Origin of the sequence: Mesorhizobium sp. IMUNJ 23033, from assembly GCF_044778005.1 — a bacterium.
Classification (GTDB): Bacteria; Pseudomonadota; Alphaproteobacteria; order Rhizobiales; family Rhizobiaceae; genus Mesorhizobium; species Mesorhizobium amorphae_A.
In genome coordinates this window covers 41,173-60,974 of record NZ_JBJACT010000005.1, presented here as the reverse complement: position 1 = coordinate 60,974, position 19,802 = coordinate 41,173, and the positions used below count along the sequence as shown (strand labels likewise).

At 59.6% G+C, this 19,802-nt stretch carries 32 protein-coding genes, 1 tRNA gene and 1 pseudogene; 10 read left to right on the top strand and 24 right to left on the bottom strand.

The features are described from left to right. Positions 1–159: 159 nt before the first annotated feature. From ACFX5Q_RS07485 to ACFX5Q_RS07475, 3 genes and pseudogenes are all read left to right on the top strand, one after another. Complete coding sequence (locus tag ACFX5Q_RS07485) at positions 160–1,254, top strand: autotransporter outer membrane beta-barrel domain-containing protein (protein ID WP_404276634.1); 1,095 nt, start codon at positions 160–162, stop codon at positions 1,252–1,254. A 247-nt stretch (positions 1,255–1,501) separates the two neighbouring features. Continuing rightward, entirely contained in the window at positions 1,502–2,386 is an 885-nt protein-coding gene (locus ACFX5Q_RS07480) for a helix-turn-helix domain-containing protein (RefSeq protein WP_404276631.1), read from the top strand. A 154-nt stretch (positions 2,387–2,540) separates the two neighbouring features. Further along, positions 2,541–4,702: pseudogene (locus ACFX5Q_RS07475) on the top strand (TonB-dependent siderophore receptor). A gap of 36 nt (positions 4,703–4,738) precedes the next feature. On the opposite strand, the gene ACFX5Q_RS07470 reads toward ACFX5Q_RS07475, so the two are convergent. The 4 genes from ACFX5Q_RS07470 to ACFX5Q_RS07455 form a co-directional block, all read right to left on the bottom strand. Then, positions 4,739–5,275 (bottom strand): DnaJ domain-containing protein, encoded by a 537-nt coding sequence (locus ACFX5Q_RS07470; RefSeq protein WP_404276629.1) that lies wholly within the window; start codon positions 5,273–5,275, stop codon positions 4,739–4,741. 789 nt (positions 5,276–6,064) lie between these two features. Beyond that, positions 6,065–6,310, bottom strand: a complete 246-nt coding sequence (locus ACFX5Q_RS07465) for a hypothetical protein (RefSeq protein ID WP_404276627.1) — start codon at positions 6,308–6,310, stop codon at positions 6,065–6,067. Continuing rightward, positions 6,307–6,564, bottom strand: a complete 258-nt coding sequence (locus ACFX5Q_RS07460; RefSeq protein WP_404276625.1) for a hypothetical protein — start codon at positions 6,562–6,564, stop codon at positions 6,307–6,309. The genes ACFX5Q_RS07465 and ACFX5Q_RS07460 overlap by 4 nt, the downstream gene beginning before the upstream one ends. Beyond that, positions 6,561–6,950, bottom strand: a complete 390-nt coding sequence (locus tag ACFX5Q_RS07455) for a hypothetical protein (protein ID WP_404276623.1) — start codon at positions 6,948–6,950, stop codon at positions 6,561–6,563. The genes ACFX5Q_RS07460 and ACFX5Q_RS07455 overlap by 4 nt, the downstream gene beginning before the upstream one ends. 205 nt (positions 6,951–7,155) lie before the next feature. On the opposite strand from ACFX5Q_RS07455, the gene ACFX5Q_RS07450 reads away from it, so the two are divergent. Next, positions 7,156–7,437 (top strand): hypothetical protein, encoded by a 282-nt coding sequence (locus ACFX5Q_RS07450; protein WP_404276621.1) that lies wholly within the window; start codon positions 7,156–7,158, stop codon positions 7,435–7,437. Positions 7,438–7,728: 291 nt separating this feature from the next. Here ACFX5Q_RS07450 and ACFX5Q_RS07445 read toward each other — a convergent pair whose 3' ends face one another. The 12 genes from ACFX5Q_RS07445 to ACFX5Q_RS07390 all read right to left on the bottom strand — a co-directional run bounded on the left by ACFX5Q_RS07445 (position 7,729) and on the right by ACFX5Q_RS07390 (position 13,254). Next, on the bottom strand, positions 7,729–7,914 hold the full coding sequence (locus ACFX5Q_RS07445) for a hypothetical protein (protein WP_404276620.1): 186 nt from the start codon (positions 7,912–7,914) through the stop codon (positions 7,729–7,731). Positions 7,915–8,111: 197 nt separating this feature from the next. Next, positions 8,112–9,107 carry a LamG-like jellyroll fold domain-containing protein gene (locus ACFX5Q_RS07440; RefSeq protein ID WP_404276618.1) on the bottom strand — a complete coding sequence of 332 codons (996 nt, stop codon included), beginning with the start codon at positions 9,105–9,107 and terminating at the stop codon, positions 8,112–8,114. Between the two features lie 51 nt (positions 9,108–9,158). After that, a complete protein-coding gene (locus ACFX5Q_RS07435; RefSeq protein ID WP_404276616.1) occupies positions 9,159–9,410 on the bottom strand; it encodes a hypothetical protein in 252 nt (83 codons plus the stop codon). 259 nt (positions 9,411–9,669) lie between these two features. Next, positions 9,670–10,041 (bottom strand): hypothetical protein, encoded by a 372-nt coding sequence (locus ACFX5Q_RS07430; RefSeq protein ID WP_404276614.1) that lies wholly within the window; start codon positions 10,039–10,041, stop codon positions 9,670–9,672. A 99-nt stretch (positions 10,042–10,140) separates the two neighbouring features. Continuing rightward, entirely contained in the window at positions 10,141–10,401 is a 261-nt protein-coding gene (locus ACFX5Q_RS07425; protein WP_404276612.1) for a hypothetical protein, read from the bottom strand. After that, positions 10,398–11,213, bottom strand: coding sequence for a hypothetical protein (locus ACFX5Q_RS07420; protein ID WP_404276610.1), 816 nt, complete (start codon positions 11,211–11,213; stop codon positions 10,398–10,400). Before ACFX5Q_RS07420 ends, ACFX5Q_RS07425 begins: the two co-directional genes overlap by 4 nt. Continuing rightward, positions 11,203–11,490 carry a hypothetical protein gene (locus tag ACFX5Q_RS07415; protein WP_404276608.1) on the bottom strand — a complete coding sequence of 96 codons (288 nt, stop codon included), beginning with the start codon at positions 11,488–11,490 and terminating at the stop codon, positions 11,203–11,205. The genes ACFX5Q_RS07420 and ACFX5Q_RS07415 overlap by 11 nt, the downstream gene beginning before the upstream one ends. Before the next feature lie 323 nt (positions 11,491–11,813). After that, the gene (locus ACFX5Q_RS07410; protein WP_404276606.1) at positions 11,814–12,332 is read right to left on the bottom strand and encodes a hypothetical protein; all 519 of its coding nucleotides are present in this window, start codon (positions 12,330–12,332) and stop codon (positions 11,814–11,816) included. Beyond that, positions 12,329–12,538: a hypothetical protein gene (locus tag ACFX5Q_RS07405; RefSeq protein WP_404276604.1), complete on the bottom strand. Its 210-nt coding sequence runs from the start codon at positions 12,536–12,538 to the stop codon at positions 12,329–12,331. Before ACFX5Q_RS07405 ends, ACFX5Q_RS07410 begins: the two co-directional genes overlap by 4 nt. Next, entirely contained in the window at positions 12,535–12,888 is a 354-nt protein-coding gene (locus tag ACFX5Q_RS07400) for a hypothetical protein (protein WP_404276602.1), read from the bottom strand. The genes ACFX5Q_RS07405 and ACFX5Q_RS07400 overlap by 4 nt, the downstream gene beginning before the upstream one ends. After that, the gene (locus ACFX5Q_RS07395; protein WP_404276600.1) at positions 12,875–13,069 is read right to left on the bottom strand and encodes a hypothetical protein; all 195 of its coding nucleotides are present in this window, start codon (positions 13,067–13,069) and stop codon (positions 12,875–12,877) included. Before ACFX5Q_RS07395 ends, ACFX5Q_RS07400 begins: the two co-directional genes overlap by 14 nt. Beyond that, positions 13,066–13,254 carry a helix-turn-helix domain-containing protein gene (locus ACFX5Q_RS07390; RefSeq protein WP_404276598.1) on the bottom strand — a complete coding sequence of 63 codons (189 nt, stop codon included), beginning with the start codon at positions 13,252–13,254 and terminating at the stop codon, positions 13,066–13,068. Before ACFX5Q_RS07390 ends, ACFX5Q_RS07395 begins: the two co-directional genes overlap by 4 nt. A 111-nt stretch (positions 13,255–13,365) precedes the next feature. Between ACFX5Q_RS07390 and ACFX5Q_RS07385 the strand changes: the two genes are divergently transcribed. The 3 genes from ACFX5Q_RS07385 to ACFX5Q_RS07375 all read left to right on the top strand — a co-directional run bounded on the left by ACFX5Q_RS07385 (position 13,366) and on the right by ACFX5Q_RS07375 (position 15,179). After that, positions 13,366–13,860 carry a TraY domain-containing protein gene (locus ACFX5Q_RS07385; protein WP_404276596.1) on the top strand — a complete coding sequence of 165 codons (495 nt, stop codon included), beginning with the start codon at positions 13,366–13,368 and terminating at the stop codon, positions 13,858–13,860. A gap of 82 nt (positions 13,861–13,942) precedes the next feature. Beyond that, the gene (locus ACFX5Q_RS07380) at positions 13,943–15,022 is read left to right on the top strand and encodes a tyrosine-type recombinase/integrase (protein WP_404276595.1); all 1,080 of its coding nucleotides are present in this window, start codon (positions 13,943–13,945) and stop codon (positions 15,020–15,022) included. 67 nt (positions 15,023–15,089) lie between these two features. Continuing rightward, positions 15,090–15,179 (top strand) — tRNA-Ser (locus ACFX5Q_RS07375). A gap of 62 nt (positions 15,180–15,241) precedes the next feature. Here the strand turns inward: ACFX5Q_RS07375 and ACFX5Q_RS07370 are convergent. The 4 genes from ACFX5Q_RS07370 to ACFX5Q_RS07355 all read right to left on the bottom strand — a co-directional run bounded on the left by ACFX5Q_RS07370 (position 15,242) and on the right by ACFX5Q_RS07355 (position 16,985). Beyond that, positions 15,242–15,814: a hypothetical protein gene (locus tag ACFX5Q_RS07370; protein WP_404276593.1), complete on the bottom strand. Its 573-nt coding sequence runs from the start codon at positions 15,812–15,814 to the stop codon at positions 15,242–15,244. 138 nt (positions 15,815–15,952) lie between these two features. Next, positions 15,953–16,189: a hypothetical protein gene (locus tag ACFX5Q_RS07365; RefSeq protein ID WP_404276591.1), complete on the bottom strand. Its 237-nt coding sequence runs from the start codon at positions 16,187–16,189 to the stop codon at positions 15,953–15,955. Further along, positions 16,186–16,506, bottom strand: a complete 321-nt coding sequence (locus ACFX5Q_RS07360; RefSeq protein ID WP_404276589.1) for a hypothetical protein — start codon at positions 16,504–16,506, stop codon at positions 16,186–16,188. The genes ACFX5Q_RS07365 and ACFX5Q_RS07360 overlap by 4 nt, the downstream gene beginning before the upstream one ends. Beyond that, on the bottom strand, positions 16,503–16,985 hold the full coding sequence (locus ACFX5Q_RS07355; RefSeq protein ID WP_404276587.1) for a hypothetical protein: 483 nt from the start codon (positions 16,983–16,985) through the stop codon (positions 16,503–16,505). The genes ACFX5Q_RS07360 and ACFX5Q_RS07355 overlap by 4 nt, the downstream gene beginning before the upstream one ends. A 114-nt stretch (positions 16,986–17,099) precedes the next feature. Here ACFX5Q_RS07355 and ACFX5Q_RS07350 point away from each other — a divergent pair, with 114 nt between their 5' ends. From ACFX5Q_RS07350 to ACFX5Q_RS07340, 3 genes are all read left to right on the top strand, one after another. Continuing rightward, positions 17,100–17,336: a hypothetical protein gene (locus tag ACFX5Q_RS07350; RefSeq protein WP_404276585.1), complete on the top strand. Its 237-nt coding sequence runs from the start codon at positions 17,100–17,102 to the stop codon at positions 17,334–17,336. Beyond that, entirely contained in the window at positions 17,333–17,710 is a 378-nt protein-coding gene (locus ACFX5Q_RS07345) for a hypothetical protein (protein ID WP_404276583.1), read from the top strand. Before ACFX5Q_RS07350 ends, ACFX5Q_RS07345 begins: the two co-directional genes overlap by 4 nt. Before the next feature lie 570 nt (positions 17,711–18,280). After that, positions 18,281–18,586 (top strand): hypothetical protein, encoded by a 306-nt coding sequence (locus ACFX5Q_RS07340; protein ID WP_404276581.1) that lies wholly within the window; start codon positions 18,281–18,283, stop codon positions 18,584–18,586. Between the two features lie 14 nt (positions 18,587–18,600). Here ACFX5Q_RS07340 and ACFX5Q_RS07335 read toward each other — a convergent pair whose 3' ends face one another. The 4 genes from ACFX5Q_RS07335 to ACFX5Q_RS07320 form a co-directional block, all read right to left on the bottom strand. After that, entirely contained in the window at positions 18,601–18,993 is a 393-nt protein-coding gene (locus ACFX5Q_RS07335) for a hypothetical protein (RefSeq protein ID WP_404276579.1), read from the bottom strand. Next, a complete protein-coding gene (locus tag ACFX5Q_RS07330) occupies positions 18,990–19,202 on the bottom strand; it encodes a hypothetical protein (RefSeq protein ID WP_404276577.1) in 213 nt (70 codons plus the stop codon). The genes ACFX5Q_RS07335 and ACFX5Q_RS07330 overlap by 4 nt, the downstream gene beginning before the upstream one ends. Further along, on the bottom strand, positions 19,187–19,447 hold the full coding sequence (locus ACFX5Q_RS07325; protein ID WP_404276575.1) for a hypothetical protein: 261 nt from the start codon (positions 19,445–19,447) through the stop codon (positions 19,187–19,189). The genes ACFX5Q_RS07330 and ACFX5Q_RS07325 overlap by 16 nt, the downstream gene beginning before the upstream one ends. A 103-nt stretch (positions 19,448–19,550) precedes the next feature. Next, positions 19,551–19,802, bottom strand: coding sequence for a hypothetical protein (locus ACFX5Q_RS07320; RefSeq protein ID WP_404276573.1), 252 nt, complete (start codon positions 19,800–19,802; stop codon positions 19,551–19,553).

The window sequence follows — 19,802 nt, the reverse complement described above, 5'->3', positions numbered from 1 at the left end:
CCATATGCTCGCTGAACATAAAATGGTATGCTCCTTGCCAATAAAGGAGCAATTGTTGCTCTCGCATCTGCAGCAGTCAGTGACGTACTTCATAGTTCATCGGCGAACCGCATGCCCTGATATTCGAGTCTGATATCGCAAGCAGCCAGGAAGGGGACAATGAAAGCAGAGAATTGGCTTCTGCGCCTGTGCACGGCGAGCGCGTTCTCGATCGGCACGGGCTTCATTTTCATGCCCTCCACCGCGAACGCCTGCATCCTCGACAACGATGGGATCTTTCTCGACACGAGTTGCTATATTGGCGGCGCGGCCAACAGCGCGATTGTCGACACCTCCCTGGATGCGCTTGGCAACATTGTCGACGACATCGTCGATGCGGATGTCAGTCCCGCCAAAATAGCCCCACCGGGCCAGGCCGCGCCATTCGGTGTTTTCGCGTCCGGCCAGCTTGCCCATACCGAGCATGACGGTTTCAGGGTTTCGAACAGCATCGATACGTTCGACGGACCGCATTTCGACGTCGATGAATTCTCCGCTGCCGTCAGCGTGGACTTCAATGCCGCGAAGCATTTCGGCTTCGACAACGAGCACGGCCTCAACCTCGGTCTGTTTGGCGGCTATGCCTCGGCCGAGGTGGGCGTCGATGCTTTCGGGTTCTTCGACGGCGGTGAGGCCACGAACAGAAGCGGCATGTTCGGCGGCTATGGCCTCTATCGTCACGGCACAAGCTATGTGCTCGTGGCCGCATCGGCATTCCTCGGCAACACGGACGTCGACCGCTCCGGCACGTCCGGAAGCTACGACACGCAAGGCTATGCGGTAACCGGATCGGTCGGCCGTATCTTCAGCCTGACCGATCGGGTGCGCCTTGACCTGCGCGGCGGATTGCTGGGCGTCACGTTTACCGGTGATGCCTATACGGACGACTCCGACACGGATTTCGGAAAGAGCCGCTTGTCGTTTGGGGCGGTCAAATTCGATCCCGGTATCTATGCCGATTTTCAACTCGGGAACGGCATGGTGATCAGCCCCTATGCGCGGGCAGATATCCAGCAGCGCTTCGGTTATTCGAACACGGCCAGCGTTGAAGGCGTGGAGAGCGAGTTCGACGATGCGGACCTCTCCGTGGCCTTGTCCTCAGGCTTCAATCTCAAGATGACGCAGGCAACCACGCTCAGCAGTGAAATTCGCGGCAAGTGGTCCGAAGACAGCTCAACCATCAGCGGCAAGCTGGGCTTGAAGATCGCCTTTTGACATTCAGCAAAGCGTGGCTTGTGGCCGGATCGAACCTGTCTCGATCCAGGCAACAACTCGTTGCGGTGTTGCGCCGCTCGACTGTCCGAGATGAACCTCGCCGGACGCACGGGAAGGGGGCCGGGTGCCGGCTGCGGCCACACCGTAGCCGCCACAGGCTGCCCCACCGGACCCACTCCGCGACAAAACTTGACCATTTTCATCAAGAAATGTACTGAACCAGAGTCTCGATCAGATAGGGGAAAGCGTGTCCTTCGTTCCGCGCATGGAAAGCCGCATTCAGGGATTTTCCGTCATTGGCGGTTTGAAATGCCACGTCTGGGACGGCGCGGTTGCCGACCTCTGGGATGTGTCATGCGCTGACCGGGCCGAGGGCTTCTATGTCTCTCCCGACCCCCGGCTGTTTGTCGCTCTCGATGTCGAAGGCGACGGCGCCTTCTTCGTCGAAGGGGTCAAGGGCGAAGCGCGCCGCCACGACCGGGCCTTTTCCATGGCCTACATTCCGGCCGGGGTGCCGATTCGTGGCCGGGTCGATGGACTGCACCGGATCAGGCATCTCGACCTGCACTTCGAGGCCGCAGCCCTGACGCGCCGCTTCGGCCGCAGCCTCGATCGCGAGGCCCTGCATGTGTCACGCTTCCAGTTTCGCGACGACCGGATCGCCACGCTTGCCGGCCTGATTGCCGCCGAATGCGACGCTGGCCAGAAGTTGCATGATCTCTACGGCGAGGGCCTGCTCAACGCCTTGTTCGCGAGCCTTTTCCAGATAGACCAGCCGGTTGCCGCGCGGCGCCGGGCGCCATTGTCCCGCCGCAAGCTGCGCCTCGTCATCGATTACATAGACGCGCATTGCCTGGACAGGATCCGTCTCGCCGACCTCGCCACGCTGACCGGCCTGTCCGAAACCGCAACCAGCCACGCCTTCAAGGCGGCGACAGGCGTGCCGCCGCATCGCTGGCAGATGCAGGCGCGGATCGGCAGGGCACAGGCGATGATGGCGCATGATGCCGCCTCGCTCGGTGATATTGCCGAGGCGACTGGGTTTTTCGACCAGGCCCATCTGACGCGGGTGTTCAAGTCGGTCGTCGGCGTGACGCCGGGCGCCTGGATGAAGAGCGCCGTCCGTGAGTGACATTTCCGCAACATGACGCTGCGATGTCAGCCGTTTGGACAAGAACCGACAAACCGCTCAACTCCGTCCAATGACCAGCAGATAAGTTGAGATAAACGATCAGGTATCTCAATGTCGACGGGCGGGCACTTTCCCTATGAGCAGATTTTACCGGATGAAGTCGCTTCTGGCTGGCAGCGTCGCCGCTGTCGCGATGATCTCGCCGATGGCCGCGTTCGCGCAGACCGTGCAAACCGGCACCCAGCTAGAACCGGTGCTGGTCGAGGGCGAGGCGGGCGACAGCGCCACCGGGCCGGTCGACGGCGTGTCGCCAAGAAAACAACGACCGGCTCCAAGGCGGCCACCGAGCTCAAGGACATCCCGCAATCGGTCTCGGTGATCGGCCGGCAGGAAATCGACGACCAGGGCGCGCAGAAGGCCGACGAGGCACTGCGCTACACCGCCGGCGTGTTCGCCCAGCCTTTTGGCCCTGACAGCGACACCAATTGGATGTTCATCCGCGGCTTCCAGGCGACGGCCACCGGCACCTACATGGATGGCCTGCAGCTGTTCAGCTACGGTTTTGGCGGTTTCTATGTCGACTCATTCGGATTGGAGCGCATCGAGGTGCTGAAGGGACCGGCCTCCGTTCTCTATGGCGGCAGCAATCCGGGCGGCATGGTCAACTATGTCAGCAAGCGGCCGGATTTCGAACGCAAGCGCTATGTCGAAACTGGCGTCAACGACGCCGGCAATGTCTATCTCGGCTTCGACATCGGCGACGTCGCCAACAATGGCGCGGTCAGCTATCGGGTGACGGGCAAGGTCGCCGGCGGCGATACCTACAGCGACTTTCAGGACGGCTGGCGCGGCTTCATTTCGCCAAGCATCAGCTGGAAACCGGACGAAGCAACCACGCTGACCATCCTGGCCAACTACAGCCACATCGATGAAAACCACAATGGCGGCAGTTTCCTGCCTTACATCGGCACGGTGACGGACCGGATCGTCAACGGCGTGAACTACGGCCGCATCGACCCCGACGCCAACTTCACCGAACCAACCGTCGATCTCTACAGGCGCGAACAGGGCTCGATCGGCTACGAGTTCGAGCACACTTTCGACAATGACTTGACGGTGCGCTCCAATGCCCGCTTCACCGCCGCCGACATCAATGAAGTCAGCGTCTACCCCAACGACTGGGTGAGCCCTACGTCGACGCAGCTGAACCGCATCAACTTCGGGCACGACACCGACGCGATGACGTTCCTGTCGGACCTGCAGATCGAGGGAAAGGTGGAGACCGGCCCGCTCGAGCACACGCTGCTGGCCGGCATCGACTACAAATACTACAACATCGACCAGGTGCAGTCGTCGGCCCTCTTCGGAACGACCCCGCCGATCGACGCCTTCGACCCCGTCTATGGTGCGCCGCTTACAGAGCGGGTCAGCTATCTCAACCAGGATCTGACGCAGAAGCAGCTCGGCTTCTATGCCCAGGACCAGTTGCGCTTCGGCGACGGCTGGCTGGTGACGCTGAACGGCCGCTATGATCGCGGCTGGCTCGAAGCCGACAATAGCCCGACATATTACTCGGCGAGCTCCAGCACGCAGAACAGCACCGTTGGCGATTTCTCCGGCCGCGCCGGCCTCGCCTATGAGTTCGCCAATGGCATCACCCCCTATGCCAGCATCGCCACCTTCTTCAACCCGATCATAGGAACCGACGCCAACGGCGATCTGTTCAAGCCGGAAGAGGGCGTGCAGTACGAGGCCGGTATCAAATACGTGCCGACCTTCATCGACGGGCTGTTCACCCTGTCGGTATTCGACCTGACCCGTCAGAATGTGCCTTCGAATGTTACCCTGTTCACGCAGTTGCAAACCGGCGAGGTGCGCTCGCGCGGCGTGGAACTGGAAGGCAAGGTGAACATCACCGAGGATTTCCGGGCAACGGGCGCTTTCACCGCCTACGACATCGACATCACCAAGGACGAGGATGCGTCGCTGATCGGCAAGACGCCTTTTATCGTACCAGAAGTGATGGCCTCGGCCTCGGTCGACTACACTTTCCGCGGCGGCTGGTATGACGGCATCTCGATCGGCGGCGGCGTGCGCCATCTCGGCTCCTCATGGGCCGACAATGAGAACACTGCGAAGGTGCCGGCTGTCACGCTGGCCGACCTGAAGCTTGGCTATGAAAGGGAGAACTGGGGCGTCGATCTCAACATCACCAATCTGTTCGACAAGACCTATGTTGCCAGCTGCCAGACGACGCTGACCTGTTCGTATGGCGAAGGCCGGTCGTTCAAACTGAAGGCGCATACCAGTTGGTGACGACCCAAGGAGGAAGGCGGCGACGAGCCTTCCGCGTCAGCTTGTATGGTCCAGTAGTCTGGTGGTGGTGTCACGACGATGTTCTGAATTGGCGCGATCGATGCCGTCTACGGTGATCGCGAACATCCCGTTTTCGATCCTTGCGATCCAGCCTTTTGCCTTTAGATACCAGAGATGAAACTCCAGGTGTTCACGCGGACAGCCTGACAAGCGTTCGAGTTCTGTATCGCCAATGCCGGGATTGTTCACGTCTTGTCGGCGTTTGACATAAAGAAGCGAGAGCACTTTGGCCTGAATGACGACGTCCCGTTCGATCCCTTTGGTGTTGCCGGCTTCCTCGGTCAACTCGCGCCGAAGGTTCAAATGGTCTTTATACTGAATGTCATACTGCGCGCGCTTGACCGGATCTCTGAGCGTATTATGGGCCTCCACGATTTCGCTGAAGCGTGCTTCATCGCCGGTGTTTTGATTATCGGGATGGTAACGCATAGCAAAATGACGAAATATCCGTTCTATCGTTTCCGAATTCGCGTTCGGGCTGATTTCCAGAACTTCGTAGTAGTCAATGAACATAGTGGCGCCCCCACGACATCGCTATTGCGCACACCGGCGGGCCTCCGCCGGCGTCCGCTGGCGGAAGCGCAAGTTGTCTAGACTGTTTGGTGGGCCCACTGCGCCCCTCCCGAGTTCGACCACGCCGTAATATCAGCATAAAGCTTGTACGAACTCTTTACGAAAGTCGGAGATCGGACCTCTGCCGCCATTGCTCAGACCTCTCGCATCAGACTAGAGGACTTCGGTTGAGTCGGCATGATACAAACGTCGACAAATCCGCACATTCTTTGCCGTCGTGAGTTGTAACTGCAAGTGGTTGATTCCCGGGATGTAGGTGCTGGGGGCGCGCCACGGTCCTGCCAAGCATTTATTGGCATGTGCTGCCTGGTCAGCAGGAAGGCGCCGCAGCGGTGGTTGACGCCGCCCTCGATGCCGCTCTACAGGAATGAACAGCGAACCGGTCGGGAACGCTTCGGTGCCAATCCGGTGCCAACTGCTCAAAACTGACCGAACGCGACAATCCTAAGTGATTGAAAAATCACCACGGAGGGATGGCCGAGCGGTTTAAGGCACCGGTCTTGAAATTCGCTTACACCCGTACTGCCTTATCCCGTCCTGTCCCGCTCTGTCTCGTATTATCAATGGGATAAGCGGCATTCTTGCGCCTTTGGTCCCGTCTCGTCATTGGCCGTGCTACCGAGTTCGGTAGCAAAATGGTAGCAGCGTGTTCGCGGGTTGTTCCACAAACGAAAAAGCCCGCCACCGTGAGGCAGCGGGCTTACTGGGGTTGAAAATACCCCGGTACGATCAGCCGGCGGCTTTGCGATCGGCAATCACCTTGTGGTGGCAGGCGTCGGCCGATGCATTCAAGCGCTCCGCAAGGTCGCGGGCGATCATCGCCAGCGCGTGTATCTCGTCCGCGTGGGTGTTGCGAGAGCCGTCCGCGCGTTCGAATTGCTGCTCTGTCGTCTGGTCGTACAGGACCGCAAGCAGGTGAGCGAGATTGCCGATGTCGGACTGGAGGTCGTCGAGCGAGTTGGAAGGCGCGCTCATGACACTTTTCCTTCGATGGCTTCGTAATAGGCTTTCTTCACCTTCATCGACATCTGCATCGCCAAGCCTGCGACAAAAAGCAGGCGAGACCCTTCTGTTTCGGTGAGAATGTAGTTCCCTTCCGGAACCTTGCCGAATGCGTTTTCAAGCAAATCCTGAAGCACGTCGACCATGTTGTCGGCATCACAGATCAGGGGTTCCAGATCGCCGATGGTCATCTTCTCCTTGGCGTCGCCCAGCATGTGCGCGTTCATGACTGTGCCTCGAAATAGGCCAGCGCAGCGGCAAGCAGCGGGCCGTTGATGTCGCTTGCCTGGGAGACGACATTCTCCTCGGCGACGAGCCTTAGCGCTTCTAGGGCGCCCCTGTACGTCTTTGCGGGCTGCTCCCATTCCGCCAGCACCTCGAGCGACGGTGCATATGAGATTTCGGCATAAGCGTCAGCCTCATCGCTGTCGTCTGGCGCGTTGACGTTGTAGTCGTCCATGCCGGCGCGATAGGCGCGGATGGCGTCGAGAAGAGGGTCGTTGATGGTTTCTGGTGCGGTAGAGCCGGTTGACGGAAAAGCCTCTGTAGCGGCTCCTATGGCCGGCAGCGAGGCTATGGCGCCAAGTGCGGCGCGACGTGTGATCGTGGTCATGTGTGACTTCCTCTCCAAATGTTGAGGAAGCCGGGCAAACGCCTAGCGAATCTGTGACGGAGTGCTAAATCTGATGTGTGTCACTGCAGGCCCTGCAAGGCTTCCGGTGGCAAAGTGCCGGTCGGTAGCGACGAACTGCCGACCGGCGCGCCTAAGGTGTTCTAATCCGCTGGAATCGTCAAGCGCGCCACTACAGGAAGGGTTGATGACGTTCTCTTATATCCACGTCATAGGTGCTTTTGCCGCTGCTATCGCGATCGTCATGATCGTTCTCCTGACGGCACCGAACCTGACTGTTGGCACAGACCGCCTCAGGCTAGGGGTGACAGTCCTGTGCCGTACAGTTGCCAGCGTTGGCTACGTCCTATTTTTGGTCATGCTCGTCTGGGGTGTCACCACGCGCAGTGAAACTTTGATGTACACCTCTATGTTGCCGCTAGCGGTCGCACTTCTGACGTCAAAGTTTATGCAGCGCAATGGACTCTAAGCTACGCGATTTTTTGTTCCCGCGCCGTTCGCATATATTAGCTATCGCTTGACTAAGCCCACGCTCGCTCCAGAATCATGGAATGGCGCGGGGAATAGGCATTGGCGATCTGGTGGCGGTGACAGGCGCTGGCGTAAGGTTGCGGAAATGAAATTTATTGCGGAAATGAAGATTATCGTCACTGCAGCGCTCATCGCATCAGCACTCGCCGTCGCTTCCTTCCTACATGGCGGGCGGTATCAAGCGCTTGCGGTAGGCGAGAGCGCCTACGTGGTCGACCGGTTCACCGGGTCAGTGAGGTCTTGCTCCATCATTGGCTGCACTGTTCTCAAAAGTATCCGACGAACTGATCAATCGGATGCGCCAAGGGATCGTTGAGTCAGCCCGTTGATCGGCCGTGTGAAGCACCTGCGCGGCGAGGAAGACCTGCGGCATGCTTCGCTGCAGGATTTCAGGCTTTATCTGAGAATCGGTCATTTGGTTATTCCAAGACGAACGGCGCGCCGACCGTCAACGCGACGACCAAAATCGTCAGCATGAAAAGAACGACGACAAAAGAGCGATCGAGGCCGCAACAGAGAAGTTGCTGGCGAGCCTCCAGGCCGTCGACATCGTGCCGGATTAAGTCACGTACCATATCGCCTTGGCGTCGGCCCCGGGATGGCGATCGCGGGCTAGCCGCGCGGGAACGCCGCAGTCGGCGCCGTGAAGCCGCTGTCGCTGTTGTAACGCGCCACGCCCTTGGTAATGCGAAGCTCTTTCAGATGGCCATTGAAACCATTGGTCGTTGATGTGGATCTCATGCCAATGGCCAGGACGGCGGATGAGTTGAAAAGCGCATTCGCGCCGATCGTGGTCGAGCTCGTCTCCATGACACCACCGGTATAGAGCCGAAGCTTGGAGCCTGATCGCTCAAAACACAGATGCTTCCAGGTCGTGAGAGGCACACCGCCGCTTGCACCAACCAGGTTGAATGTCGAAGATCCGTTGCTCGACCAGACGTTATCCTGCTGGTTAGACGCGTTGCACCGCCATGTGTAAGAGATGTTGCCGGACGAGCCTGCATGGACGAGCATATAGTTGCTGTTCGAGGTCGCAGCAGTGCGGGCGAACAATTCAATTGTGAAGTCGCCGGTCCCGAAATTGAAATCCTCACTGTCAGCGACAGTCAGATAATCACCCGTCCCGTCGAGCAAGAGCGATGACGTTCCGAATGGAGGCGCAACGCCGGTATCGAGTTGCGCGTTACCGAACACGCTCAACGAATGACCGGACAGGCTTTCATCCGTCATCGTCGTGGAGCCGTCCGTGCCGTCGAAGCCGCAGAGCAGAACGACGTTCGAAAAATACAGGTCGCCGTAGACCTGGAGATTGAACGGCGCGAGATCGGAAGTCGCGCCAACATTGTCTGTGACCCTGATCACAATGCCCGTTGAGGTTCCTATCGTGGTCGGTGTTCCCGAAACAAGGCCGGTTGAGCTGTTCAGGGTTATGCCAGTCGGCAACGTTCCAGCATGGACCGAAAAGGTATAGGGCGCGGTGCCGCCAGTCGCCGTGACGGTGAACCCGGCATAGGGCACGTCCTCTTGGGTTGAAGTGACCGGAGTTCCAAAGATGGATAGGGCGCCACTGCCGGTGTTGCCGAACATCTGGCCTGAAAAAAGCAGCACGTTTTGCCTCCTAGAGTTCGAAGAGTTCGAAAATGGCGTGGCCGGCGATCATCATTTGCAAGCCGCCTCTAGCGCTTGCCGGATTTCCCAGATTTCCGGCCAGGCTTGGCTCCACGCCGTGCCGTCGTTGCGGGCCCATACGGGCGGCAATGGCCCGTCGACTTCGAGCGGGTTCGGCTGCCACGGCTTGAGCTGCAAAGCATTGTGGAGGCCCTTCCAGTCAGCGGCCTTGAAGGCGTCGATCGCGGCGGGAGTGATCCAGCGCTTGATGTCGCGGCGAAGTGGCGTGCGCTTTGTGGCCATTCAGGGCGCTCCAAACTCGTCCAAGGCCCAAGGCGTTTCCCGCGTCTCGGTCGGCGTCCAAGAGGCCAGGAAGGCGCCTCCTAGGCGCTTCCAAGCCGCGGGAGCGGCGGCTTTGACTTCCCGCGTCGGTGAACAGCCCAAACGGCTCGAGGTCATGGAAGAAATCGAACTCGCACGTGAACGCGTCAGCCCACGCGGCAAGCTCTGCCGCACTGCCTACTTGTCGGCGCCGCAGTGGTGTTCGTTTCGTTGCCATAGCCTAGCCTTCCCATCCGCCGCCGCCGGAAGGCCGGCCAGGCCCGCCACGGACGGGCTCAAGATCCAGCCCGAGACGGGCGAGCGTGCGAATGCAAAGCGATCTCGCTGCCGTCTCGTGCTTCAGACCCGGATGATCCTTGAGCCCGGCCTTGGTGCGGATGACCGCGCCGTCAGCATCGATTTGCGCCTTAAGCGCCTCGGCTCTGTCGAGCGCCTGGCAGGCAGTAACCAAAAATTCGACGCCGGCAGCGTCTTCGATCGAATATTGGCTATGGACACTCGCCCAAAGAGCCCGCCCATGCTCGCCAAGGGGACGAGGTGGCGCCGGGCTCTTCGGCGGGTTGCTGGCTACTAGTTTCAGGTTTTTCGCCATTTATTTTTTGCCTCACCAATGAATTGCTCAATTTCATGAAAGAAAAGGGGCGGGACCGGTCGCTAGGTTTGACGCCCTGAAACCTCGATGGCCCCCCGCCTACTGCAGGTTGGTTGTCGGCGCATTCTCATCACTGAGCCAGCGCGTTACCTCGGCCATGCATTCGGCCTTCCACTCTGCCAGGACGGTGCGGCGCATTGCCAGGAAGTCGGCAACCTCTTGTTCGGTGGGGTCGCCATGGTCGAACAGGAACAACTCGTCGCGCTCAAGTTGAGCATCAATGGCGCGATCGAGCGCAGCGGCGTTCTTTGCCTCGATCTGGTCAGGTGTCAGTCCGTCGAGGTTGATGTTGATGATCATGTCCGGTCCTTTCCGTCTGCGCCTCGTTTGACCAACAATTGCCAGACCGCGTGATCGTCGGTCGGCGCTATGCCGGCATCGGCGGCCTTGAGCGCAACCCAGGCACTACCGCCGAAGCTGACGACGGTGCCGCGACTGTACGAGAGAGCGCGCTGATAGGTGCCACCGGCCTTGATGCCGTTATTCTCGACCTGGAAGAGCCTCTCTTCGAGCGCCTTGCAGCGCTGCGATAACCACAGCCATCGGGCCTCCTCGATCCCTCTCAGGGTCGCCACAAGTTCGAGGTTCACCCTGTCATCTGGGTTTGTGCCAGCCTTGCGCAAGGCGTCGTGCGAGGCCTGTATCCAGAATTCGCGGAAACGGTCCTGGCCTTCGTTCCAAACGTCGCGGTCACCTGGACGTGCCGCCTGTGGATATTCTGGAGCGCCACCCTTCAGGATGGCCTCATCTATTTCCCATTTTGCATGCTCGCGAACAGGTGACGGCGCCACGGCAGCGACAGGCTCGACGTAGACGCCGGCCATGATCTCGGCCCGCTTCGTTTCGAGTTTCTGCAGGTTGGAACGGGCGATCCCCAGCGCCTTCCAGGTAGCGTTCCATCTGGCATCGTCGAGCTTGTATTCAGCGTCGGCGTACTCGGCATCGAGCTTCTTGATCCGCGCCTTCACTTCCCGGATCTCGCCATCGACATCGTGCCAGGGCTGGCGGGTAATTGCCTTGCCGCTGGCCGCATCGAAGTCGTACTTTTTCACGTTCAGGATTGATGCTTCGACGTTCGCCGCGATCGTCACTGCCGAAAGTTCAAGCCACAACCATTTCTTCCAGCGAGTGCCGTAAGTGCCCTACGACAGCGGCGCCTTCGTCTTTCCGGGAATGTCGGCACAAGGCGGCGTGATGTTGAACTTGCCGTTTTTGGTCAGTGACCAGGTAGCGGCCGGCAAGCTCATCCTGGTCGATGCGGCCGGCGTCATGGGCAATAGCGACCCGGTGCTGCTCGATGTTTTCAGGCACGCAGATGTTCAACTCGACAGCGCGCCGGATTCGCCAGCGCTCTAGTGCCTTCTCGATCGCGTGTTTGTCGTCGGCCATGTTCGGATCGAGATAATCTTTCAGCAGCGCCGTTATGTGCGCTTCGTCGTGAACCGTCTTCAGAACGATAAGGCCGTCTCGTTCTCTCTGCCGACAGATGGTGTAGCGCGAAGGCTTTGGAGGAGGAGCGCTGCCGTTGGCTTTAGGCGCCTCTTCCCTCCAAAGCCCTGCGGCGTTGATGACGGTCTCGGCTGTCGCGATTTCCTCCGGTCTAAGGTCTCGGTCTAAGGTCTTGGTCTTGGTGTGTGCACACCCTGTCACAGGGTGTAAATCTACCCCTACAGACGGTGTGGACAGGGTCTCGACAGGGTGTCTACAGGGTGTCATCGGCCACCTTGCATCAGCCGGGTGTTCATCAGCCTCGACGTGCTGCCAATGGTTTCCGCGATCGACTTGACGGTTCCTCTGGCTTTCTCTGCCCGCTCGGCTGCCTTCTGGACCTCTCGTTCTATGCGAGCCGCGTTGACCTCATCGAAGGCTGACACGGCCTTCTCTCGCAGTCGCTCGCTCTCGATGGCCTGGAGCCGGCGCCTGGTGCCGATGGCGTGGTCGTCGTTGGTTGGCGGGTTATGCCGAAACCATCGTTCAATAAGGATCACGTCGCCGTCGCGGTCGATGAGTTCCGCGTTGACCAGTTCCCCCAGCACGCACTCATAGGCTGCCGCCGGCCAGCCAAGATCCGCACAGGCATAGCCTGGCGGAAGCTCATACACCCCGGCGCTGGTGACATGCGCGTTGGTCAAGAGGTAGAGGAAACCGACCTTGGCTTCCTCGGCCAGACCGATGAACCGCCGGGACCGCCACACTGCCGGCGATAACTTGGTGAAGCTGCGGGCGCTCATGGCTCTTCCCTCTCGATGATACGCGCATGAGGAAATGCCTCTTTGCGAAGGTCGAGCGCCGCACAGCAAGCGCTGTACCGATCGAGATGGGCACTGCGATAATCAATCTCAGTGTAGCCGCCGCCGGGTACAGTGACCGTGTACCAGCCGACGAGTTGTTGCGATGCCTCCACCAGAATGTAGAAGTTGTCGTTGACGGCTTTCATGATGCCGCCTCGCACTTCAGCCGCAGGTGCTCCCGGCGATGATGCAACCTGCAAACCCAGATCACGTCAGCAGGTTTTCTGTAGTCCGGATGATGCCCGTCCACATTGTCGGTTGTGCCGCAGACTTCGCACGGCTGCCGCTCGATGAGACCCCGGCGGAGCGCTGAGCGGTAGGCGGAGTGACTCCATACCGCCCAAGGGTTTTCATTCCTCCAGCGCTGCTGCGGCGTAATTGCATTTGCTTGAGGTTTGCGCGGTTTCCGTCTAAGCTCTTTGCGTTCCACTACTTCTATTTTCAAGGCCGGTCCCGTCGCGAGCGGGCCGGCTTTTTCGTTGTCAGAGAGAGACATTTGCGCCTCCCTGTCTGCGGAGGAGGGTGGCTTGCCGGATGGCTTCAATTGCCGACATCGTGTCCAGGCCAAAGCGGACCTTGAGCGTCGGCACCAGTGCCTTGCCAGTGGGATCAGGATCGCTCGCCAGCCACCTTGCGGCGGCGGTGATGGCTTCGTCGGGTTGGAGGTCGATGCTCATGCTGCCGCGCCCGACAGCATGCGCTCCAACTGCGCGCGAGGGATTAGAAGCCGCTTCCCAATCTTGATTGACGGTATCTCGCCACGGCGCGCGGCTTCGTAAGCTTGGTTGCGTCCGATCCCGAGACGACGGGCCGCCTCCACGACTGTAAGAGTGGCACGGGTCAGTTCTTGGCTGTCTTTCATGAGGGGCATTCTCCTTTTCTGTACCTGCGCAGAAAATAAACGCCCTTTGCGTCCTTTACAAATGTTTTCTGTGCCCGTATAGAAATTAGGCACAGGAAGGGAGTAGCAGTCATGAACTCTGACAAACCGAAACGGGGACGCCCAACTAAGCCCGTTGAGGCGGGCGAACGCGCGTCACTTGGGCTGCGGGTGACGCCATCCCTGAAGGATCGCCTCGAAGCTTCAGCGGCGGCAAGCGGCCGATCTCAGAGCCAAGAAGCCGAGTTCAGGCTGGAGCGTTCGTTTGCAGACGACGGGATGTTTTCCAGTTCGGAGATGAAGTTCTGGGGCGTCTTCATGGCCAGCACTTTCCACAAGGAAGGTGCCTACCACGCCGCCGTTCGGGGTCATCAGAATTGGACTGACAAAGATTGGATGAACGATCCCGAATGCCGTACGGCAGCGACTTTCGAGGTCATCGACTCGCTTATCAAAGACCTTGTGCGTCAGCCTGGAGCCGATCTCGATCACATCGCGATCTATGTAGAGGATATGAAAAGCCGCCTTCTCAACAACGCGATCGCGGCAGGTAAAGTCCGCGTTGTGCTGGGGAGCGACGACCAATGAAAGGCCACGTCAAAGAGCGCTCGCCCGGCAAGTGGGTCATTGTTCTCGACATCTACGATGCGGCCGGCAAGCGGCGGCGCAAGTGGCACACGTTCGAAACCACGTCGAAGCGGAAGCGGAAGAGGAATGCGCCCGGCTCATCACAGAGTTGAAGAGCGGCAACTACGTCGAGCCGACAAAACAAACCATCGCCGAGTTCTTGGATGAATGGCTGATCTTCATCAAGCCATCAGTCGCGCCGAAGACACATGAGCGATACGCCGAGATACTGCAGAAGGGTGTTGCGCCGCTCCTAGGCGACGTGACGCTCGCTAAGCTGAAGACTGACAGGATTGACGGCGCCTTCACGAAAGCGCTCACAGAAGGCCGCAGGGACGGGAAGGGCGGTCTTTCGCCCCGGACGGTCCACCACATGCGCCGGGTGCTCATCAAGGCGCTGGGGCAGGCTGTGACGTGGGATAGGCTGGCGAAGAACCCGGCCTCGGCGACGACGCCGCCAAAGGTCGAGCGCAAGACAATGCTGGCCTACGACGCCGAGCAGACTGGCGATCTGCTCGAAGCGTTAAAGCGAACCAGGATCTATGTTCCTGTGCTGCTCGCCGTCATGTGCGGACTTCGGCGCGGCGAAGCGATTGCGCTGCGCTGGGGCAATGTCGATCTCGACGGCAAAAGCATCGCCGTGGTGCAGAGCGCCGAGCAGACGAAAGACGGGGTGCGCTACAAGGAACCAAAGTCCGGCCGCGCCCGCACGGTGGCGATTTCGGCGACCGTCGTTGACGAATTGCGGGCTTGTCGAGCCCGGCAGGCTGAGGAACAGTTAAGGCTTGGTATTCGCCTCAATGACCATTCGTTTGTGGTTGCCCAGCCGGACGGCCAACCTATTCAGCCCCGATCGTTGACCCATGAGTGGGTCAGGATCATCAGCAATACCGCGTTGCCCCGCATTCGCTTCCATGATCTTCGGCATACCCACGCTTCACAGCTCTTGGCTGCCGGCGTGCACCCCAAGATTGCGAGCGAACGTCTCGGCCATTCGTCAATCGGCATCACGTTGGACCTGTATTCGCATGTCATGCCAGGAATGCAGGCCGACGCAGCAGAACAGGTTGACGCTGTGATCCAGCGCGCGGTAAAGGCCAAGGCACAAAAGGCCATTCGGTAGCAATTCGGTAGCAGCAGCCACTTTAGACGCAGCTTGAAAGCCAGAAAAGCTAACGAAATCAAGCCTTGGAGGGATGGCCGAGCGGTTTAAGGCACCGGTCTTGAAAACCGGCGTGGGCGCAAGTTCACCGTGGGTTCGAATCCCACTCCCTCCGCCAGATTGTCGTCTATCGACTTGATAACGCAATACTTTTCGTCGCCGCCTTGTTTGGTGCCTAACTCAGTGCCTAACGTTTGGAAACGATGGGCCGGCCGAATCGTCCTCCTCATCATCTTCGCCGTCATAGGCGGCCGGCGCCTCTAACATGTCGATTCGGCGCAGGTCGGTGCCAGCCATCGGGGCATCGAGTGAAAGCGTTCTGAAGCTGTCGTATTGCCGATTGTAGCGGCCGAGATAGTCCTTAACGCGGGCAGCGACGTTGCCAAGGAGCAACTCGCCTTCCAACACGGCCAGGAGCATGGAGGAAATAACATCGTCACGGATGAAGCGCGGCAGCGCGGAGCTAACTGCCCGGCTCACCACCCGATAGACAGTGTCAGGATCATGGCGAACGGCGTGCATTGACTTTAGCCTGATCCGGTATTGAACCTCGCGCTGCAAAATGTGGGTGCGGTTCGCAGCGTAGTAATTTCTCTCCCTGAGGCGCACTTCATCGAGATGCGCAGCGCGGTACCTCTTTGCTCTGGCCCTCATTTCTTCGGGGTGAGCAAGATGATAAGCTTTGTTCCTAGCCGCAGCGGCCGCTTTGGTTCGCAGCCGGCATGCTTTGACTTTTTCCTGATCACGCGCCATGTCGGATGAGGCACGCCCACCTGCATTTAACGCAAGTGATGCGACGGAGTTGTTCCCACTAATCCCGCTAGTAGCCCCCGCAAAATGAAAGCCCGCCACCGTGAGGCAGCGGGCCGTCTGGGCAATTTGCACACACGGTCAGGCGCTCTTGGCGCCCACGTGCGTTTCGAGCGCGTCATGCAGAGGCGCATGAAGTTCAACGGCCAACGCTAGACCCCGGGCAATCGAAGCGCTTACCTCTGGTGACATACTGTATCCCGCCGCCGCATCCGCGGCGGTTTTGACAAGTTGCAATATCGCAAGCAGATCATAGCTGGTCTCGATAACCTGATCGGCCGTCATGTCCCCTTGGTCTAGGAAGCGGTTGCGGGTCATAGCGACACCAGCACTTCCTGCGACTCAAGGTCATCGGGCCATTGGGCGCCGTCGCCGTAATCCTCCGGGCAGTGGTCTTCCGCGTCGTGGCCGTCCTCGTCGTCGCAGTTGTCGAGTTCCAGATCATCGAGGCAGCCTAAGGACGGCTCGTCGTCTGCGGTGTCCTCCAGATCGCAGTCGGCTTCCATGAGGTCGAGCGCCGTGATCAGGCTCATGGCGCGGTCTAGGAGGTCGTTCAGACGCTTTTCGACCGACTGGCGCCATGTGCGGGCATCAACGCCTGCCGGGATGCCGTAGGGCCTCAGAGTGGCCATCATGACACCCTCGCGCCTATGAACGCCTCAAAGGACGATTCCGAAAGCGTCATCCATCTCCGCCGGTCCTTCTCGCCAACCTTGATGACCGAAAACCCGCGTTCCACGCCAACCTTCGTGTCGAGCAGCTTCACATTGTAGCGGTGGGTCGAGAAGCATTTTCCACCACCGGCATAGACGCCGTCGCCCTCGTATCGACCAGTCGCCCATTGCCCAATGATCATGAGGGCGAGAGGCCAGTCGGGTTGCTCCAAATGCTCTTTGATTTCGAAGCGAACGAGCGGGTCTATCTCGGTCGCTGCTTTCTGCATTTCCGCCAGATGGAAATCAAACCGCTCCCTGGCGGTCATCGGCGCGGCATGTGCCCTTGGTATGGCGGCGAGCGCCGTAGCGGCAGACAGCCCGCCCAAGAGGGCCAGGCGGCGGTTCAGGTTGGCAGCGGGCATAGCTTCGCCGGCTGCCCGAACAGTGGTGTTCGGCATCAGGGCAATTCCTTCTTAACTAGTTATATTTACCAGTTCACCATGAATTACAATTAGCTTGCCGTCAACAGGGAACTATGAAAAAATACTAGTCTGATAAGGAAGGGACACAGTATGCTCACAACCGGTAACCAGCTTCGCGCCGCCCGTGCCTTGGCTGACATGGACCAAGGAACGCTTGCGAAGCGTGCCGGCGTCAACATCAACACCATCAGCGCCATGGAGAAGAAGGGAGCCGAGGGGCTGACAAGCGGCCTCGACAAGGTGCGCGCTGTCATGACCGTCTTAGAGGAAGCCGGCATCGAGTTTCTGAATCACGGTAGCCCAGGCGTAAGGTTGAAGAAGCCGTGACTGAGAACACGCCCCGCGCGCGCATGTCGGCCAAGCGCCGGCAAGCTATTTTCAGCGAGCATTGCAGCGGCCACAACGTCGCGCCGTGCTGCCTGTGCGGCGAGCCGATCCACCGCCACGAAGACCGCTGGATTGTCGAACACAAGCGCGCCCTTGGCCTTCTCGGTCGGGACGTGAACACCAACTGCGCACCGGCTCATTTCAAATGCGCCGAGGTCAAGACCCACACCCAGGACTTGCCGAGGATCAGGAAGGCCAAGCGCCAGCAGGCCCGGCACGAAGGCACAAAAAAGCCGGCGCGAGGGTTTCAGACCCCGGCCGGCTTTTCGTTCGATTGGCGCAGCAGACGCTACGTGCCCTTGGCCTTGCCGTAGCCGGTCGGGCTGGTGTCGGGAGTATAGATCACGCCGACCGCCTTGCCGCCGCACTTGGCGCATTTCAGCTTTGGAATGAGGTCATCCGCCATGGCCGGCGTGTCCGGGCCGAGTCGATCGCGAAGCTTGGCGAGGTCGAGCGCTTGCCTATGGTGACAGGCTGAGTTGTGGCAGTGAGCCGTCACCTGCATCTTCGCGTCGATCAGCGATTGAAACGTCCAGCCCTTTGCCATCGGGTCGATATAGGGTTAGCCGCATCCGTCCGCCAACCACGGAGATACAGCTCCGGGGTTCATCCAATTTGAGTGCAACCGGACACACCCGTTTTGCCAGCTAAACAGCGAGGCCTGAGCGCCGTATACCTCGCCGGCCGGCGAACTCTACCCCGTTTACCGGTCAGGCCCAGCGGCCGAACCCCAAGCCACCACGCCCCCGGCCGCTGGGCCGCCCAACGAAAAGCCCGCCGCCAATACGGGAGTGATGGCGACGCATGAGCGGGATAGTTCCAGACAATTTTAGACTACATTAGCAATCACTTGACGAACGCGCGGATCGCCCCAGAATCCAGAAATGGCTCGGGGCATAAACATCGGCGATGAAGTCGCAATCACCGCGACAGTGCGGCGGCGCGTGACCGAGGACCGCGTCAGCGTCTCAATCCCTTCCTATGGCTTTCCGCATTCGATAGTCGACAGAACGACGAAGGTGAAAAAGGGCCAGCCGATCGAACTTGTAGGGGATGTCACCCGGATAGATGAGAAAACGGTGACGATTGACCTACATCCGTTGGTGACTGTCGATGTAGACAAGGTCCACCTGGTGCAATCGTACCGCCCGCCGACGCGAAAGAAGCCGCTGATCGATGCGCCAACCTGACGAAGCTATCGCCCTCAAGCGCGAGTGCGCGGCCGGTCTTCGGACAGCTTTTCCAGCCGCTCGCCAAGCTCATCGATCGCCTTGACCAGGCGCGCCTCCATGTCGCGCAGAGCGGCATAGCCGGCATAGTCCTTGGCGACGACCAGCTTGAATTCCGCCAGCTCGTGCGCGCTCTTGGCCCGGATGTCCTCGATGCGCTCTTGCAGGATCTTCAGACTGCCGTTGACAGCGACCGAGCTCATGGTTGCCGCATTGTGCGCGGCCTCGATCATTCTCTTCTGCTCGGGGAGGCCACTCTCTAGTGCGGTGACGCGCCAGCGCAGGGTTACCCATGCGACGATACCGCTGGCGAGCATCCCGGCGAGGATCACGACATGCGAAATGTTGATTGTCCAGTCGATGATCAAGGCTGCCACCTACACCATTTGACGCCAAGAGCGTTGTGGGCGTTCATGTCGTCCAGTTCGGGCCGTGTCATGACTTCGAAGACGGCTTGCGATGGTCTCTGCGGCTTGTTGTGGTCGCACCAGACCTTGCGAGGGTCGGCAACGGGCGCCGTGGTCGTGCAGCCGGCGAGCATCGAACAGAGCGCCAGAGCTGCTAGTGCCTTACCCATGGCGCCGCCTCCTTCTTGGCCTGCTCATCGGTCATGCCGGTTGCCTGCCGTTCGGTTGCCGTGGCCTCCCGGTCCATTTCGAGCCGGTCATTGACGGCAGCGAGGTCTTTCGCCGCCTGTTTGTTCCGCTCTGCCTTTGCGCCAGCCAAGCGCTGCTGAAGGCCGAAGCCGAGCGCGCCCAACACTGCCGCCAAGAAGCCCAGGAACGCCTTGTTGCCGAGGATGAAGGCGATTAGAGCGCTCATAGAATCCACCATCCTCTTGAGAGCCCGAACCCATAGAGCAAGACAAGGAACACAGCGGCGGCAAAGCCCCCAGCAAACCCGCCAGCGAATGCGGCGACGATGGTCATTGCTCTGCCTCCTGCGTCACGATCACATTCGGCTTGTCCTTCGAAAACCAACTGGTGACGAACTGGATCAGCACAGGAACGCCAGCGCTGACGGCGATGATCATGTCAGGGTCGTACCATTCGGGAGCGAGGTTCTTGAGCGCGAGGCTGCCGATTGAGACGGTCATTCCCCACGCGGCAAGCGCCGCAGCCGCCGCCGTTGTTTTGTTAGTCGGGTCATTTGTCGGCTGGGTAACAGTGGTGGCCAT

Excerpts from the sequence above, each read along its gene's own strand:
- ACFX5Q_RS07485 (WP_404276634.1), top strand. The coding sequence starts at position 160 with ATGAAAGCAGAGAATTGGCTTCTGCGCCTGTGCACGGCGAGCGCGTTC.
- ACFX5Q_RS07470 (WP_404276629.1), bottom strand. The coding sequence starts at position 5,275 with ATGTTCATTGACTACTACGAAGTTCTGGAAATCAGCCCGAACGCGAAT.
- ACFX5Q_RS07465 (WP_404276627.1), bottom strand. The coding sequence starts at position 6,310 with ATGAGCGCGCCTTCCAACTCGCTCGACGACCTCCAGTCCGACATCGGC.
- ACFX5Q_RS07460 (WP_404276625.1), bottom strand. The coding sequence starts at position 6,564 with ATGAACGCGCACATGCTGGGCGACGCCAAGGAGAAGATGACCATCGGC.
- ACFX5Q_RS07455 (WP_404276623.1), bottom strand. The coding sequence starts at position 6,950 with ATGACCACGATCACACGTCGCGCCGCACTTGGCGCCATAGCCTCGCTG.
- ACFX5Q_RS07450 (WP_404276621.1), top strand. The coding sequence starts at position 7,156 with ATGACGTTCTCTTATATCCACGTCATAGGTGCTTTTGCCGCTGCTATC.
- ACFX5Q_RS07445 (WP_404276620.1), bottom strand. The coding sequence starts at position 7,914 with ATGACCGATTCTCAGATAAAGCCTGAAATCCTGCAGCGAAGCATGCCG.
- ACFX5Q_RS07435 (WP_404276616.1), bottom strand. The coding sequence starts at position 9,410 with ATGGCCACAAAGCGCACGCCACTTCGCCGCGACATCAAGCGCTGGATC.
- ACFX5Q_RS07430 (WP_404276614.1), bottom strand. The coding sequence starts at position 10,041 with ATGGCGAAAAACCTGAAACTAGTAGCCAGCAACCCGCCGAAGAGCCCG.
- ACFX5Q_RS07425 (WP_404276612.1), bottom strand. The coding sequence starts at position 10,401 with ATGATCATCAACATCAACCTCGACGGACTGACACCTGACCAGATCGAG.
- ACFX5Q_RS07415 (WP_404276608.1), bottom strand. The coding sequence starts at position 11,490 with ATGGCCGACGACAAACACGCGATCGAGAAGGCACTAGAGCGCTGGCGA.
- ACFX5Q_RS07410 (WP_404276606.1), bottom strand. The coding sequence starts at position 12,332 with ATGAGCGCCCGCAGCTTCACCAAGTTATCGCCGGCAGTGTGGCGGTCC.
- ACFX5Q_RS07405 (WP_404276604.1), bottom strand. The coding sequence starts at position 12,538 with ATGAAAGCCGTCAACGACAACTTCTACATTCTGGTGGAGGCATCGCAA.
- ACFX5Q_RS07400 (WP_404276602.1), bottom strand. The coding sequence starts at position 12,888 with ATGTCTCTCTCTGACAACGAAAAAGCCGGCCCGCTCGCGACGGGACCG.
- ACFX5Q_RS07395 (WP_404276600.1), bottom strand. The coding sequence starts at position 13,069 with ATGAGCATCGACCTCCAACCCGACGAAGCCATCACCGCCGCCGCAAGG.
- ACFX5Q_RS07390 (WP_404276598.1), bottom strand. The coding sequence starts at position 13,254 with ATGAAAGACAGCCAAGAACTGACCCGTGCCACTCTTACAGTCGTGGAG.
- ACFX5Q_RS07385 (WP_404276596.1), top strand. The coding sequence starts at position 13,366 with ATGAACTCTGACAAACCGAAACGGGGACGCCCAACTAAGCCCGTTGAG.
- ACFX5Q_RS07370 (WP_404276593.1), bottom strand. The coding sequence starts at position 15,814 with ATGGCGCGTGATCAGGAAAAAGTCAAAGCATGCCGGCTGCGAACCAAA.
- ACFX5Q_RS07365 (WP_404276591.1), bottom strand. The coding sequence starts at position 16,189 with ATGACCCGCAACCGCTTCCTAGACCAAGGGGACATGACGGCCGATCAG.
- ACFX5Q_RS07360 (WP_404276589.1), bottom strand. The coding sequence starts at position 16,506 with ATGATGGCCACTCTGAGGCCCTACGGCATCCCGGCAGGCGTTGATGCC.
- ACFX5Q_RS07355 (WP_404276587.1), bottom strand. The coding sequence starts at position 16,985 with ATGCCGAACACCACTGTTCGGGCAGCCGGCGAAGCTATGCCCGCTGCC.
- ACFX5Q_RS07350 (WP_404276585.1), top strand. The coding sequence starts at position 17,100 with ATGCTCACAACCGGTAACCAGCTTCGCGCCGCCCGTGCCTTGGCTGAC.
- ACFX5Q_RS07340 (WP_404276581.1), top strand. The coding sequence starts at position 18,281 with ATGGCTCGGGGCATAAACATCGGCGATGAAGTCGCAATCACCGCGACA.
- ACFX5Q_RS07330 (WP_404276577.1), bottom strand. The coding sequence starts at position 19,202 with ATGGGTAAGGCACTAGCAGCTCTGGCGCTCTGTTCGATGCTCGCCGGC.
- ACFX5Q_RS07325 (WP_404276575.1), bottom strand. The coding sequence starts at position 19,447 with ATGAGCGCTCTAATCGCCTTCATCCTCGGCAACAAGGCGTTCCTGGGC.
- ACFX5Q_RS07320 (WP_404276573.1), bottom strand. The coding sequence starts at position 19,802 with ATGGCCACCACTGTTACCCAGCCGACAAATGACCCGACTAACAAAACA.